At 65.2% G+C, this 13,186-nt stretch carries 15 protein-coding genes; 7 read left to right on the forward strand and 8 right to left on the reverse strand.

Annotated features, from left to right (window positions below; all coding sequences use genetic code 11):
• Window positions 1-64: 64 nt before the first annotated feature.
• On the reverse strand, window positions 65-745 hold the full coding sequence (locus ACM9HJ_RS21040) for a nuclease-related domain-containing protein (protein ID WP_416573720.1): 681 nt from the start codon (window positions 743-745) through the stop codon (window positions 65-67).
• A 199-nt stretch (window positions 746-944) separates the two neighbouring features.
• Here ACM9HJ_RS21040 and ACM9HJ_RS21045 point away from each other — a divergent pair, with 199 nt between their 5' ends.
• Complete coding sequence (locus tag ACM9HJ_RS21045) at window positions 945-2,147, forward strand: pyridoxal phosphate-dependent aminotransferase (RefSeq protein WP_416573721.1); 1,203 nt, start codon at window positions 945-947, stop codon at window positions 2,145-2,147.
• A gap of 151 nt (window positions 2,148-2,298) precedes the next feature.
• Here ACM9HJ_RS21045 and ACM9HJ_RS21050 read toward each other — a convergent pair whose 3' ends face one another.
• Window positions 2,299-2,532, reverse strand: a complete 234-nt coding sequence (locus tag ACM9HJ_RS21050) for a hypothetical protein (RefSeq protein WP_416573722.1) — start codon at window positions 2,530-2,532, stop codon at window positions 2,299-2,301.
• Between the two features lie 98 nt (window positions 2,533-2,630).
• Between ACM9HJ_RS21050 and ACM9HJ_RS21055 the strand changes: the two genes are divergently transcribed.
• Genes ACM9HJ_RS21055 through rlmH form a run of 4 tightly spaced genes read left to right on the forward strand, consistent with a single transcriptional unit; the run spans window position 2,631 to window position 5,474 of the window.
• Window positions 2,631-3,905: a glutamate-5-semialdehyde dehydrogenase gene (locus tag ACM9HJ_RS21055; protein ID WP_416573723.1), complete on the forward strand. Its 1,275-nt coding sequence runs from the start codon at window positions 2,631-2,633 to the stop codon at window positions 3,903-3,905.
• On the forward strand, window positions 3,886-4,563 hold the full coding sequence (locus ACM9HJ_RS21060; protein ID WP_416573724.1) for a nicotinate-nucleotide adenylyltransferase: 678 nt from the start codon (window positions 3,886-3,888) through the stop codon (window positions 4,561-4,563). Before ACM9HJ_RS21055 ends, ACM9HJ_RS21060 begins: the two co-directional genes overlap by 20 nt.
• 12 nt (window positions 4,564-4,575) lie before the next feature.
• Window positions 4,576-5,016 carry a ribosome silencing factor gene (rsfS, locus tag ACM9HJ_RS21065; protein WP_416573725.1) on the forward strand — a complete coding sequence of 147 codons (441 nt, stop codon included), beginning with the start codon at window positions 4,576-4,578 and terminating at the stop codon, window positions 5,014-5,016.
• Window positions 5,016-5,474: a 23S rRNA (pseudouridine(1915)-N(3))-methyltransferase RlmH gene (gene rlmH / locus ACM9HJ_RS21070; RefSeq protein ID WP_416573726.1), complete on the forward strand. Its 459-nt coding sequence runs from the start codon at window positions 5,016-5,018 to the stop codon at window positions 5,472-5,474. Before rsfS ends, rlmH begins: the two co-directional genes overlap by 1 nt.
• Window positions 5,475-5,497: 23 nt before the next feature.
• On the opposite strand, the gene ACM9HJ_RS21075 is transcribed toward rlmH, so the two are convergent.
• The 4 genes from ACM9HJ_RS21075 to ACM9HJ_RS21090 form a co-directional block, all read right to left on the reverse strand.
• Complete coding sequence (locus ACM9HJ_RS21075) at window positions 5,498-6,325, reverse strand: hypothetical protein (protein ID WP_416573727.1); 828 nt, start codon at window positions 6,323-6,325, stop codon at window positions 5,498-5,500.
• A 91-nt stretch (window positions 6,326-6,416) separates the two neighbouring features.
• Complete coding sequence (locus ACM9HJ_RS21080; RefSeq protein WP_416573728.1) at window positions 6,417-7,175, reverse strand: ABC transporter ATP-binding protein; 759 nt, start codon at window positions 7,173-7,175, stop codon at window positions 6,417-6,419.
• Entirely contained in the window at window positions 7,172-7,930 is a 759-nt protein-coding gene (locus ACM9HJ_RS21085; RefSeq protein WP_416573729.1) for an ABC transporter permease, read from the reverse strand. Before ACM9HJ_RS21085 ends, ACM9HJ_RS21080 begins: the two co-directional genes overlap by 4 nt.
• A 159-nt stretch (window positions 7,931-8,089) precedes the next feature.
• Entirely contained in the window at window positions 8,090-9,106 is a 1,017-nt protein-coding gene (locus tag ACM9HJ_RS21090; protein WP_416573730.1) for an ABC transporter substrate-binding protein, read from the reverse strand.
• A gap of 489 nt (window positions 9,107-9,595) precedes the next feature.
• Between ACM9HJ_RS21090 and ACM9HJ_RS21095 the strand changes: the two genes are divergently transcribed.
• Window positions 9,596-9,850 (forward strand): hypothetical protein, encoded by a 255-nt coding sequence (locus ACM9HJ_RS21095; protein ID WP_416573731.1) that lies wholly within the window; start codon window positions 9,596-9,598, stop codon window positions 9,848-9,850.
• A 16-nt stretch (window positions 9,851-9,866) separates the two neighbouring features.
• On the opposite strand, the gene ACM9HJ_RS21100 is transcribed toward ACM9HJ_RS21095, so the two are convergent.
• Together ACM9HJ_RS21100 and cimA are read right to left on the reverse strand one after the other, a co-directional pair.
• A complete protein-coding gene (locus ACM9HJ_RS21100; protein ID WP_416573732.1) occupies window positions 9,867-10,661 on the reverse strand; it encodes an RNA methyltransferase in 795 nt (264 codons plus the stop codon).
• Window positions 10,662-10,701: 40 nt separating this feature from the next.
• Window positions 10,702-12,327 carry a citramalate synthase gene (gene cimA, locus ACM9HJ_RS21105; protein ID WP_416573733.1) on the reverse strand — a complete coding sequence of 542 codons (1,626 nt, stop codon included), beginning with the start codon at window positions 12,325-12,327 and terminating at the stop codon, window positions 10,702-10,704.
• A gap of 172 nt (window positions 12,328-12,499) precedes the next feature.
• Between cimA and lipB the strand changes: the two genes are divergently transcribed.
• Window positions 12,500-13,186: a lipoyl(octanoyl) transferase LipB gene (gene lipB / locus ACM9HJ_RS21110; protein WP_416573734.1), complete on the forward strand. Its 687-nt coding sequence runs from the start codon at window positions 12,500-12,502 to the stop codon at window positions 13,184-13,186.

Here is a 13,186-nt window from a genome sequence, read left to right on the forward strand (position 1 = left end):
AGCAAGTTGTTGAGATAGCTATCGTTCTCGCGCGAGAAGAGTTGGTTGGCAGCACCGGTGGGCGTCACCCCGCCCGGCGCTTGCCTTCGTTGCTGTTACTCTCCGACGCCCCGCTGCCCTGGCGCAGCGCCACGGAAAGGCTGTCCCAGGCGGCGTCCATGGCCTGCTGCGGGGTGCCGTCCTCCGCCGCCATTTCGCGGATCATCTTCACCAGATCTTCGGGCAGGCAGGCGGTTTTCACCGCGCGGCCGCCGAAATCCGCCTGACGCGGAAACACGCACAGCACGCGCACGCGGATCAGCGGGAACCGGCTGCGCACCGCACTGATCAGCGGATGGAGCTGGAGAACCGGGTTGATGAAGGTGCCGACCGTATGGTCGGACTTCACATATTTCCACTGCCCGGCATTCTGGTTGCAACGCACCTGGCCCGCCACGTCGGGCGGGGCGGAATTGATCAGCAGGATACTGGCCGGCAGGCGCATCACATGGTCGATGCGGATGGTCCCGGCCTTGCCGCCACCCATCTTGATGTCGTTCAGCATCGGGTAGGACAGCTCTTCAAGCTCGATCCGGCGTTTGAAGAGCTCGGCGTTATATTGTTTCAGGGTGGGGGCCTTCAGGCGCTTGGGCTTCACCGAAAGCGCGAAGGTGATCACCAGCGTGATCACCACAAGGGTGATCGCCGCAAAGGTGATCAGGTCGACGACCGCGACCCCCAGCCATGTGGCAAGTTCCGTCAGCATGGATGGGGAATAACCCAATATGGCCGGGATGTCACCCGTGCGCAGGCTGTGATTGCACCCGCAAGGCTGCCGCCACCCCTGCCCAAAACGCGGTTGTCCTATAACAATCCCGAACTTGGCGACAATGATCGACCGCTTTAAGGTCCCTCCCCGGTCATAATGTGTCCCATTTCGGGCCGTCCCAACCATGGGTGAATAAATGTCGTTCCTTGCCGACCGCCTGTCCCGCATCAAGCCCTCGCCCACCATCGCGGTGACGAGCAAGGCCCGCGCGCTGAAAGCCGCCGGCCGCGATGTGATCGGTCTGGGCGCTGGTGAACCCGATTTCGACACGCCGGAGAATATCCGCGCCGCCGGCATCCGCGCCATCGAAACCGGCCAGACCCGCTATACCGACGTGGACGGCACGCCCGAACTGAAGAAGGCGATCTGCGCCAAGTTCGCGCGCGAGAACGACCTGACCTATGCCCCGGACCAGGTGAGCGTGGGCGTGGGCGGCAAGCAGGTGCTGTACAATGCCCTGATGGCCACCCTGAACGCGGGTGACGAGGTGATCATCCCCGCCCCATACTGGGTGTCCTATCCCGACATGGTGCAACTGGCCGAGGGTACGCCGGTTTCCGTTCCCTGCCCGGCGGAAAACGGCTTCAAGCTGCTGCCCGCCGACCTGGAAGCCGCCATCACGCCGAAGACCAAGTGGCTGATCCTGAACAGCCCGTCCAACCCGACGGGTGCCGCCTATACGGGTGAGGAACTGCGGGCCCTGGGCGCGGTGCTGCTGCGCCATCCCCAGGTCTACATCATGACCGACGACATGTATGAACATCTCGTCTTCGATGATTTCAAGTTCACCACCATCGCCCAGGTCGTGCCGGAGCTGTATGACCGCACCCTGACGGTCAATGGCGTGTCCAAGTCCTATTCGATGACCGGCTGGCGCATCGGTTACGCGGCAGGCCCCAAGGCACTGATCAAGGCCATGGGCATCATCCAGAGCCAGTCGACCAGCAACCCGACCAGCGTCAGCCAGGCCGCCGCCGTGGAGGCGCTGAACGGTCCGCAGGGTTTCATCAAGGAACGTGCCGCCGTGTTCCAGGGTCGCCGCGACCTGGTGGTCTCCATGCTGAACCAGGCCGCCGGCCTGCATTGCCCGAACCCGGAAGGCGCCTTCTACGTTTATCCGTCCTGCGCGGGCACGATCGGCAAGACGGCACCGACCGGCAAGGTCATCGAGACGGACGAGGATTTCGCGTCGGAGCTGCTGGAAGCCGAGGGCGTAGCGGTGGTGCATGGCGCGGCCTTCGGCCTGTCACCGTTCTTCCGCATCTCCTACGCCACCAGCAATGACGTGCTGGAGGAAGCCTGCACGCGCATCCAGCGGTTCTGCGGTAGTTTGAAGTAGGAACCCTACCCCCGTCATCCCGGCGCAAGCCGGGACCCAGGGGCCACAGGTCGAACGCCTCCACCTGCCTTGCTGTAGGCAGCGGAACGGTTGGGCACTTGGCCCCTGGGTCCCGGCTTGCGCCGGGATGACGGAATGGATGGTTGGACGGTTAAGCCAGGATATCCAGCAGCCGCTGGAAATTCTGCTGGTCGGCTTTCATCACCGACGCGCTGATGGTGGCCGCCACTTCCGCCTGTTTCACGTCCAGGATCACGGCGGGGTCGGCATTGCCGCTGGCCACGACGGCGGCGGCGACCTCAAGTGCTGCCTGTGCATCCGTGAAGCCTTCAAGGCCGGCGCGGGTCAGGTCGGGCGGGGTGCTGGGGATGGCGCTGATCGACATAGACACCGCTATAGCATGGCCGGCATCGTTCCGTCAGGGATGAAACCCCTGACCCAACGATGTAGGCTTCATCCGCCTTCTTAAACGGAACCTCCGCCATGGACAGCATCGACCGCCAGAGCATCGCCGACATCATGGACGCGCTGGGCCGCCGTGCCCGCGCCGCGTCCGCGATCGTGGCGATGGCGCCAGCCGAGGCGCGCGACAAGGCGCTGCGCGTGGCGGCAGCCACATTGCGGGCGCGGATGGCCGACCTGCTGGCCGCCAATGCCGTGGACATGGATGCGGCCACGCAGAAGGGCCTGTCGCCGTCGATGCTGGACCGGCTGACGCTGAACCCGGGGCGGGTGGAGGCGATGGCCAAGGGGCTGGAGGAAATCGCGGACCGGGCCGACCCGCTGGGCGCCGTGCTGGAACGCTGGGAACGGCCCAACGGGTTGCAGTTCACCAAGGTGCGGGTGCCGCTGGGCGTCATCGCCATCATCTTCGAAAGCCGGCCCAATGTGACGGCCGATGCCGGGGGCCTGTGCCTGAAATCCGGCAATGCCGCCATCCTGCGCGGCGGGTCGGAGAGTTTCCATTCTGCCCGTTGTATCCTGGCGGCCCTGCATGAAGGGCTGGACGCGGCGGGGCTGCCGCGCGACGCCATCTTGATGCCGCCCACCACCGACCGCGCCGCCGTGGGTGAATTGCTGACCATGACGCGCTGGGTGGATGTGGTCATCCCGCGCGGCGGCAAGTCGCTGACCGGCCGGGTGGCGGCGGAGAGCCGGGTGCCGGTGATCTATCATCTGGACGGCATCTGCCATGTCTATCTGGACAAGGCGGCCGACGCCGCCAAGGGCCGCAAGGTGGTGCTGAACGCCAAGATGCGGCGCACGGGCATCTGCGGGGCGGCGGAGACGCTGCTGGTTCACAAGGATATCGTGGCCAGCCAGTTGCCGGCCATCCTGGACGATCTGATCCAGGGCGGGTGCGAGATCAGGGGTGATGCCACCGTGCAGGCACTGGATGCGCGGGTGAAGCCGGCCACCGATGAGGATTGGGATACCGAATATCTGGACGCCATCCTGTCGGTGAAGGTGGTGGGCGATGTCGATGAGGCCATCGACCATATCGGCCGCCATGGCAGCCACCATACCGACAGCATCGTCACCGAGGATGCGATTGCGGCCGAGCGGTTCCTGGCGCGGGTGGATAGCGGTATCGTCCTGCACAATGCCTCAACCCAGTTCGCCGATGGCGGGGAATTCGGATTCGGGGCGGAGATCGGGATTTCCACTGGCAAGCTGCATGCGCGCGGTCCGGTGGGGGCCGAACAGCTGACAAGCTATAAATATGTGGTGCGGGGCGATGGGCATACGCGGCCCTGACCGCCCCCCTGCCCTGCCCGCCGCGCATGACGGCCGCTGTCCCACCCCGCCGAAACCCGGGGCCGGGACCCTGTGGCGGGGCCTGCGCGTGGGCCTTCTGGGCGGGTCGTTCAACCCGGCGCATGCGGGCCACCGGCACATGTCGGAGATGGCGCTGCGGGCGTTGAACCTTGATCAGGTCTGGTGGCTGGTCAGCCCGCAGAACCCGCTCAAGCCCTTGGACGGGATGGGAAAACTGGCGGACAGGCTGGCCGGTGCCAGGGCCGTGGCCAACCATCCGCGCATCGTGGTCAGCGATATCGAAACCAGGCTGCGCACCCGCTATACGGTGGACACGCTGACCGCATTGAAGGGGCGTTTTCCGGCTACGAAATTCGTCTGGCTGATGGGGGCGGACAACCTGGTCCAGGTGCCGCGCTGGCGCGACTGGACCCGGATTTTCGACAGCGTGCCGGTTGCGATCTTCCCCAGACATCCCTATTCTACGTTTGCGCTGGGCGGCAAGGCTTCCCGGCGTTTTGCCATTGCGCGTGTAGATACGCGGCAAGCGGGCGGCTTGGCCGACCTGAAGCCGCCGGCCTGGATCTTCCTGGACGTCCCCCTGCACCCCGCTTCGGCGACGGCGATCCGGCAGGGGCTGGGTGCCACAGGTCCTTGAGGAATGAAGTCGGTGAACCAGATCGTGAGCGCAGAGCAGTCCAACCAACCGGCCCCCGGCACCGTCGCCGTGGAGGATATGCCGGAGCGCACCCTTGAACTGATCCTGTCCGTGCTGGAAGAGGATCTGGCCGAGGACACGGTCAAGATCGACCTGCGCGGCAAGACCAGCATGGCCGATTATCTGGTCATCACCACGGGCAAGTCGGCCCGCCAGGTGGGCGCCATGGCCGACCACCTGACCCGCCGCCTGCGCGATTTGGGTATCCATGCCGGCAATCCCGAAGGCTATCCGCAGTGCGATTGGGTGCTGGTGGATTCGGGCGACGTCATCGTCCACCTGTTCCGCCCGGAAGTGCGCGCGTTCTACTGCATAGAGAAGATGTGGGGCGTGGAACCGCCGGCGTCGCTGAAGTCGCTGACGGCCGATTTCGACGGCGGGCCGGCGCAGTAATGCGCATCTGGCTGGCCGCCGTCGGCAAGGCCAAGCCGGGCCCGGCCCGCGACCTGTTCGAGGAATACAGGGACCGCCTCAGCTGGCCGTTCCAGCTGCGCGAGGTGGAAACCAAGAAGCGGCTGGAAGGCGATGAGCTGAAGCGGGCGGAGGCCGAGCTGCTGCTGGCCGCCATCCCCAGCGGCGCCACCATCGTGGCGCTGGATGAGCGTGGCCGTATGATGGGGTCGGAGGAATTCGCCGCCCGCATGGGCCAGTGGCGCGACGCCGCCGTGGGCGACATCGCTTTTGTCATCGGCGGTGCCGACGGGCTGGACGCGTCGGTGCGGCAGAAGGCGGCTTTGGTGCTGGCCTTCAGCCCCATGACCTGGCCGCACATGATGGTGCGCGGCATGCTGGCCGAGCAGGTGTATCGCGCCCAGCAGATATTGGCGGGGCATCCGTATCATCGGGTTTGAGGGGGCTTGGCCCCCTCCTCATCTCACCCGAAATACCCCGTATCCACATCGGCGATCAGGCCGATCAACCCATGATCCAGCACCTGGTCGTGGAAATTCTGCAAGCTGTAGGTCGCCACATCGCCCTGGAAGTCGGTGATGGTCACCACGCGCGTATCCACGTCGATCACCACCACGCTGTCCACGGCCACGCCGTCGGCCGTCGTGCCCTCTACCGTCAGGGTCTGGGTATCGCCGTCGCGGATCAGCGAATAATCCAGGGTGCCGGTGTCGCCATCGGCCTGGATCAGGGTGAACTGACCGGTCAACCCATCCTCACCCCGCGTCTGCACGAAGGTGGAATGGTCGCCATCGGCTTCCACCTTGTCCACGGTGCGCGTACCGGTGTCGAGGTCGATAATCGTCGTCGTGGTACCCTTGGCGCTGCTCACCACGGTCTGGACGCTGGTGTCCGACAGGTGCGTCACTTCGGTGGTCACCACGGAGACCGTGCCGTCGGCGGCGGTGCGGGTGGTGGTCGTGGTCTGGCTGTCCTCCCCCCGCACCCGCTCCACCACCAGGCTGGAACCGTCATCGAAGCCGATGGTCGTGGTGCTGCCGGTATCGGTGCGTACCGTTTCGCTGTCGGTGATGGCGGGGCGGTCGGCGGGGCTGTCCCCGTCCGTCGCGTCGCCCGATGCCTGATCGGCCAGCAGATCAAGCAGGTTGAGGCGGTCGATACCCTCCGCCAGGGGCTGGTGCAGGCCGATATGGCTGAGCGCAACGGTCTGGACCGTGCCGGGGCCATGCTGCTGCTGACGGGCGGTGGTGGAAGGAGCGGTGCTGCCGACTGGGGCGGGTCGGAACGCCATGGGAACCTCCGTGGAAGAGATGGAGACGATGCCGAATGGGCCGCGTCACCCTCTTCCACGGGATGTTAAGCGACTTGCTGTCGCGTGGTTCTTAAATACCCTCACCCGCCTCCACGACGCCGGACAACCGGTCGCGGATGGCATTGGCGGTGGTCCGGGCCGAGACGTCGTCACGCAAACGCGGACGGGGTGCCTCGATACAGTCGGTGGAGCGCACGCCGGCCGGGCTGCCGGCCAGCAGGATGACGCGGTCGGCCAGATAGACGGCCTCGTCGATGTCGTGGGTGACGAACAGGATGGTCTTGCCCGTGCGCTGCCAGAGGTCCACCAACTCATCCTGCAAACCCTGGCGGGTGATGGCATCCAGGGCGCCGAACGGTTCATCCATCATCAGCAGGTCGGGATCGACGGCCAGGGCGCGGGCGATGGCCACGCGCTGACGCTGCCCGCCCGACAGCTGGTGCGGCCAGCGGTCGGCCTTGTCGGCCAGACCCACAAGGTCCAGCGCCTCCAGTGCGCGGCGGCGCTTGTCGGATTTGGACAGGCCCAGCCCCTCCAGCCCGAATTCGACATTCTTCACCACCCGGCGCCAGGGCAGCAGGCGCGCATCCTGGAACACCAGGGCATAGGGGCGGCGGCCCGGCGTTTCGGGATTGTCGCGGGTCACGGTGCCGGAGGTGGGCTTGACCAGCCCGGCGATGACGCGCAGCAGGGTGGACTTGCCCACGCCGGACGCGCCGACGACGGCCACGAATTCCCCGTCGGCGATGTCGAGATGGAAATCCTTCAGGACGATGGTGCGGCCACGGTCGCTGTCGAAGGAGAGCGTCAGGTCCTTGATCGAGATCATGCTTTCCACGCCAGCAAACGGTCACGCAGGGCCACGAAGGCCGCGTCCACCACGCCATAGAGCACGGCCATGGTGATCATGTAGACGACGACGATATCGGTGGCCAGCAGCGACGATGCCTGCATCATGCGCTGGCCCAGCCCGGCCACGCCGAACAGTTCGGCGGCCACCACCGCCATCCAGGCCTGCCCCAGGCCGGTGCGCAGGCCGGCCATGATCGGTTGCACCGAAGCCGGCAGGATCACTTTGACCAGCTTGGCAAACGGCGAGCGGTGGCCGAAGGCCTCGGCCAGTTCGATCATGTCGCGGTCCACGGCCTGCACCGCGCTCAACGCCGTGAAGTAATTGATCCAGAACACGCCGACGATGATGATGAAATTCGCCGCCGTCGGCGACACGCCGAACCAGATGATGGCGAACGGTACCCAGGCCAGCCCCGGAATGGGGCGCAGCAGGCGCACGATCCAGTTGGTCAGATCCTCCAGCGTCCGCGACATGCCCGTCGCCACGCCCAAGGCCACGCCGAGCGCAGAACCCAGCACCAGACCCGACACGTAATGCCGCAGGCTTTGCAGCACCGCCTCGCCCCAGGCGCCGGATTTCAGCTCCTGCCAGAAGCTGACGGGGATGTCGCTGGGGGCCGGCAGCAGCATGGGCTTGACGATGCCCAGACGCGGCAGCGCCTCCCAGATCGCAAAGAACAGGATGACGCCGGCCAATGACAGGGACAGGCGGAATGTACGGGAACGCGCCATGGGATTGACCGGTGATTTGCACGGATGCGCCGGACGGCGCGGAAATGGATTCCACACAAAATGCGAACGGACGGCAAGGTTGATTTCCGCAACCGTGCCGTCCGTTACGGGGACTTGAAGCCGCAGGTCAGGTCGAGGGGCGAAGCCCCGAGCCCTGACCTACTTCTTGATCTTCTGGTAGTAGGACAGGTCGAAGATCTGCTCCACCGGCACCGCTTCCTTCACCGTGCCCAGCTTCACCTGATAATCCTGGACCAGAGCGGTTTCCTTCAGGATGGTGGCCGGATCGGTGTTGAACTTCACGGCGGGGGAGGACAGGGCCTGCTCGATGATGGCGGCGGGCACCAGGCCCTTGCCGATGGCCGATTCGATGGCGGCCACAGCCACCTTCTTGTCCTTCTTCAGCACCTCGGTCGCCTTGGCGGTCAGCTCGACCAGCTTCTGGGCGATATCGGGATGCTTGGACGTGAAGTCGTCGGTGAGCGCGATGACGTTGCCCGGCTGGTTCTTCAGGATGTCCTGGCCATAGGCCAGCACCTTCACATCCTTGTTGCGGCCGGTGATGATGGTCAGGGCCGGCTCGCGAATGATGGCACCGTCGACGGCACCGGCCAGCAGAGCCTGCTGCGTGGCATCAATGCCCTGCGGCACCAGTTCCACATACTGCTTGTCCACCTTGGCCACTTCCCACAGCCAGTATTGCAGGAAGGTGTTGGGGACGGAGCCGGCCGGCTGCGTGGCCAGCTTCAGCGGGCGGCCCAGCTTCTTGGACAGGGCCTCGATGGCTTCGGCCGGCTTGCCTGGGGTCTTGGCCAGATCGGTGCCGGCGGCGACCACCAGTTCCTCAATCGCGGTGGAGGCCACGACCTTGATGCCCACACCCTTGCCGCGCGCCACCACGACGGGGGCCACGCCGGCGATATAGGCGTCGATCGTGCCGGACGCGACGGCCTGGATGGCGTTGGGGCCGCTGTCGAACTGCTTCAGCTGCAGGTCGAAGCCGTTCTGGAGGTCCCAGCCCTGATTGTCGATGACGAAGGCCTGCGCCGCACCCAGCACGGGGATATAGGCGGCACGCACCACCACCGGATCGGCGGCCTGGGCGGAACCTGCGAAGGCCAGGCCCGTTAGTACGGTCGCGGCGGCAAGGCGGGTGGCGAAACGCTTAAGCGACATGGTGGGCGGCCTCCTTCGGGGCGTTGGTTCGGCATGTCTGCCGTCGGATGCAGGGTTTTACATCCCGAGATTTTCGTCAATCGGAATTGTGGATTTCATGAAACAACACAAAACATGCGTGATATGCGGAATTGATCGGAATTCAATTCACGCAGATTGTCACTTGACAGTGGCGTCCGGATCACCAAATCTGATCACAGGCCACATGGTCCGGACTGACCCACCGCCGGGTCCGCGGGAATTTGACGAACAGCAGCTTGCGCCGCGTCATCAAACGCTAAAGCGCCACGAAGTCCCTTCGTGGTTTGGTTCAAACCATTGTGAAGGAAGGGCGAAATGGGCATCCATACCCTCTCGGCAAAACAACGGACCACTCCCCATAGCGGCTTGACGCGGCGCTGTTGACGCGGGCTTTTCCGCTTCGACCACGTTTCAGACGATCATTGTACAGCGCGGCGACGTCATTCGCCGCGACGGGAGCGATTTAACATGACCACCCAGGCATTCAGCATTGAAACCAGCCGGCATGCCGCCGGCATCGCCGTGGCCGATGGCCAGGGCTTCCGCTTCTTCTCCGCCCATCCGCTGTTCACGGCACTGGACGGACGGCATTATAACAGCGTCGCCGCCGTGGAAAAGGCCGCGCGCCGCCGCGAGAACGAAGTGCGCCATGTCGGCCGCCGCCAGGACAGCCGGGGACAGGTGTTCCGGTCCTGGGGAGTGAAGGCCGAGGCTGTAGCGTGAGGGGGTCCTTCCCCCCTCACCCTTCCTCTTTATTGCGCTGCTTCTTCCGTCCCGTCAGCGCCGCGATGACGCCATGGAAGGTGCGGACCTCCTGTTCCGTCATGCCGCAGCGCTGAAGCGTGTTGCGGACGTTGCGGATCATGGAGGGGCGCTTGTCCGGATGGGTGTAGAAGCCGGACTGTTCCAGTTCGCCTTCCAGATGATCGAACAGGTTCTGCAATTCCGACTTGGTCGCCGGCTCCGATGCGCCGGTATGCAGATAGCGGTCTTCCGCCTCCACTCCCGTCATCCACCATTCATACGCGATCAGCAGCACGGCCTGGCCCAGGTTCAGCGACGAGAAACCGGGGTTCAGCGGCACGGAGATCAGCGTGTCGGACAGGGTGATATCGTCATTGACCAAGCCCGTGCGCTCCGGCCCGAACATCAGCCCGACCTTGCGCCCGGCCGACCAATGGCCCCGCATCTCGTTCGCGGCCTCACGCGGGGTGACAACGGGCTTCACCAGATCACGCACGCGGGCGGCGGTGGAGAACACCTTGTGCAGGTCGGCGATGGCGGCTTCGGTACTGTCGAAGACGCGCACGCGGTCCAGCACCAAGGTGGCGCCTGCCGAGGCCGATACCGCCTTCTCATTGGGCCAGCCATCGCGGGGAGAAACGATGCGCAGGTCGGTCAGGCCGCAATTCAGCATGGCCCGCGCGCAGGCGCCGATATTCTCCCCCATCTGGGGTTGGATCAGGATGACGGCGGGGCCATCCCCGTCCGCCTGCATCTTGGCCAGTTCGCGCTTGTTCGTCCCGCTCGACATCGTTGCCTGAATCTTCTTGGAACCCGAAACGGCCTGGATATCAGGCCGCCCGGGTGCTGTCGATAGCGGCGCCCGACCGGTAGAGGCAATAGGTGATGCTGTCGGACAGGGCATTGAAGCTGGCATCGATGACATTGGCCGACACGCCGACGGTGGCCCAGCGGTTGCCATGGCGGTCGGCGGTTTCGATCATGACGCGGGTCACGGCCTTGGTCCCATCCTGGGCATTCAGGATGCGGACCTTGTAATCGACCAGCCGCATGCCTTCCAGCGCCGGATAGACGGGGATAAGGGCCTTGCGCAGGGCCTGGTCCAGGGCGTTGACCGGGCCGTTGCCTTCGGCCACCGTCATCACCGTTTCGGCGTTGCCGGGGCCCGGCACCTCCACCTTGGTGGTGGCCTCCGACAGGGTGACCAACTCGCCCTTGGCGTTCCAGCGGCGTTCGTCCAGGACGCGGAACGCGGCCAGACGGAAATAATCCGGCACCTCGCCCAGCGCGCGCCGCGCCAGCAGCTCGAAGCTGGCTTCCGCCCCGTCGAAGGCGAAACCTTCGAATTCCTTCTGCTTGACGATATCGACCAGCAGGCCGATGCGGTCATCCTTGGCATCCACTGTCACCCCGACCTCGCGCAGGCGGGCCAGGATGTTGGACCGGCCGGCCTGATCGGAGACCAGCACATGGCGGCGGTTGCCGACCAGCGACGGGTCGACATGCTCATAAGACGTCGGGTCCTTCTCCACGGCGGAGACATGCAGCCCGCCCTTATGGGCAAAGGCGCTTTCACCGACATAGGCCGCGTGGCGGTTGGAGGTGCGGTTCAACCGCTCATCCAGCATGCGGCTGATATGGACCAGCCGCCCCATGCCCTCCCGGCTGATGCCGACATCGAAGCCCATCTTCACCGACAGGGTCGGGATCAGCGACAGCAGGTTGGCATTGCCGCAGCGCTCCCCCAGCCCATTCAACGTGCCCTGCACCAGCCGCACGCCGGCACGCACGGCGGCAATGGAGTTGGAGACGGCGTTTTCCGTATCGTTATGGGTGTGAATGCCCAGATGGTCGCCGGGGATGCGCTTGGCCACCACACCGACAATGGCCTCGACCTCATGCGGCAGGGTGCCGCCATTGGTGTCGCACAGAACCACCCACCGGGCCCCGGCCTCATACGCCGCCTGCACGCAGGAGAGCGCGTATTCGGGATTGGCCTTGTACCCATCGAAGAAATGTTCTGCATCGAACAGCGGCTCACGCCCGCGCGCCTTGATCTCCCGGATGCTGTCGGCGATCAGCGACAGGTTTTCCTCACGCGGGATCGAAAGCGCCACATCGACATGGAAATCCCAGGTCTTGCCCACGATGCAGACGGCCTTGGCCGGGCTGTCCAGCAGGGCCGACAGGCCCGGATCGTTCGACGCGCTGCGACCCGGCCGGCGGGTCATGCCGAAGGCGGTGAAGATGGCCTTGGGCAGCTTCGGCGGATCGGCGAAAAACGCGTCGTCGGTGGGGTTGGCACCGGGCCAGCCACCCTCGACATAATCAATGCCCAGCGCGTCCAGCTCCTGCGCGATGGCGATCTTGTCGGCCACGGTGAAATCAACGCCGGAGGTCTGCGCGCCATCGCGCAGCGTGGTGTCGTAAAGATAGACGCGGTTCGTTTCGTTCATAATCCAGGGCCGGATAGCAATGTCGTTGCCGAATGTGGCGCATCGGGGCCGGCGGATCAATGGTCATGCGCGCATGGGGCAACTGCCCCTTGGTCGCATACCATTGGTCACAGGCCATTTTTACCCTAAATAGGCATGCGAGAGCCCCCTACCCCCGAAGCTTTCAGGTTTGATGATGATCGAGTGGCGGATCAGCGACCGGAATGTCGAGTACCCCGACGCGCTTGCCTTCATGGAGGCTCGCGTGGCCGACATCCGGGCCGGCACGGCACCGGAGACGGTATGGCTGCTGGAGCATCCCCCGCTCTACACGGCAGGAACCTCGGCCCGAGAGACGGACCTGCTGGTGCCGATGCGGTTCCCGGTGTTCCAGGCGGGGCGCGGCGGGCAATATACTTATCATGGGCCGGGGCAGCGCATCGGCTATACGATGCTGGACGTGCAGGCGCGCGGCGGCGATCTACATGATTTCGTCTGGCGGCTGGAGGAATGGCTGATCCGCACCCTGGCGCAGTTCGCGGTGAAGGGCGAACGCAGGTGCGGCCGCGTCGGTGTCTGGGTGGACATGTCGCCCTACGGGCAGCCGGGCGTGGAGAACAAGATCGCCGCCATCGGCGTGCGGGTGCGGCGTGGGGTGAGCTTCCATGGCGTGTCGCTGAACGTGGAACCTGATCTGACGCATTTCGGTGGTATCGTGCCCTGCGGCATCCGCGAGCATGGGGTGACGTCGCTGGCCGACCTGGGCCATATCGTCTCTATGCCGGAGGTGGACATGGCCATGCAGGCGGCGTTCGATGACGTGTTCGGCGATGACGCCGTGCCGCGCACGCCGGGCGTCTGCGCCGTGGCGGAGGGCTGA

It is taken from the genome of Niveispirillum sp. KHB5.9 (assembly GCF_048066115.1).
Classification (GTDB): Bacteria; Pseudomonadota; Alphaproteobacteria; order Azospirillales; family Azospirillaceae; genus Niveispirillum.

Bases quoted from the DNA above. Each gene is read 5' to 3' on its own strand.
- ACM9HJ_RS21040 (WP_416573720.1), bottom strand. From the start codon at position 745: ATGCTGACGGAACTTGCCACATGGCTGGGGGTCGCGGTCGTCGACCTG.
- ACM9HJ_RS21045 (WP_416573721.1), top strand. From the start codon at position 945: ATGTCGTTCCTTGCCGACCGCCTGTCCCGCATCAAGCCCTCGCCCACC.
- ACM9HJ_RS21050 (WP_416573722.1), bottom strand. From the start codon at position 2,532: ATGTCGATCAGCGCCATCCCCAGCACCCCGCCCGACCTGACCCGCGCC.
- ACM9HJ_RS21055 (WP_416573723.1), top strand. From the start codon at position 2,631: ATGGACAGCATCGACCGCCAGAGCATCGCCGACATCATGGACGCGCTG.
- ACM9HJ_RS21060 (WP_416573724.1), top strand. From the start codon at position 3,886: ATGGGCATACGCGGCCCTGACCGCCCCCCTGCCCTGCCCGCCGCGCAT.
- rlmH (WP_416573726.1), top strand. From the start codon at position 5,016: ATGCGCATCTGGCTGGCCGCCGTCGGCAAGGCCAAGCCGGGCCCGGCC.
- ACM9HJ_RS21075 (WP_416573727.1), bottom strand. From the start codon at position 6,325: ATGGCGTTCCGACCCGCCCCAGTCGGCAGCACCGCTCCTTCCACCACC.
- ACM9HJ_RS21080 (WP_416573728.1), bottom strand. From the start codon at position 7,175: ATGATCTCGATCAAGGACCTGACGCTCTCCTTCGACAGCGACCGTGGC.
- ACM9HJ_RS21085 (WP_416573729.1), bottom strand. From the start codon at position 7,930: ATGGCGCGTTCCCGTACATTCCGCCTGTCCCTGTCATTGGCCGGCGTC.
- ACM9HJ_RS21090 (WP_416573730.1), bottom strand. From the start codon at position 9,106: ATGTCGCTTAAGCGTTTCGCCACCCGCCTTGCCGCCGCGACCGTACTA.
- ACM9HJ_RS21095 (WP_416573731.1), top strand. From the start codon at position 9,596: ATGACCACCCAGGCATTCAGCATTGAAACCAGCCGGCATGCCGCCGGC.
- ACM9HJ_RS21100 (WP_416573732.1), bottom strand. From the start codon at position 10,661: ATGTCGAGCGGGACGAACAAGCGCGAACTGGCCAAGATGCAGGCGGAC.
- cimA (WP_416573733.1), bottom strand. From the start codon at position 12,327: ATGAACGAAACGAACCGCGTCTATCTTTACGACACCACGCTGCGCGAT.
- lipB (WP_416573734.1), top strand. From the start codon at position 12,500: ATGATGATCGAGTGGCGGATCAGCGACCGGAATGTCGAGTACCCCGAC.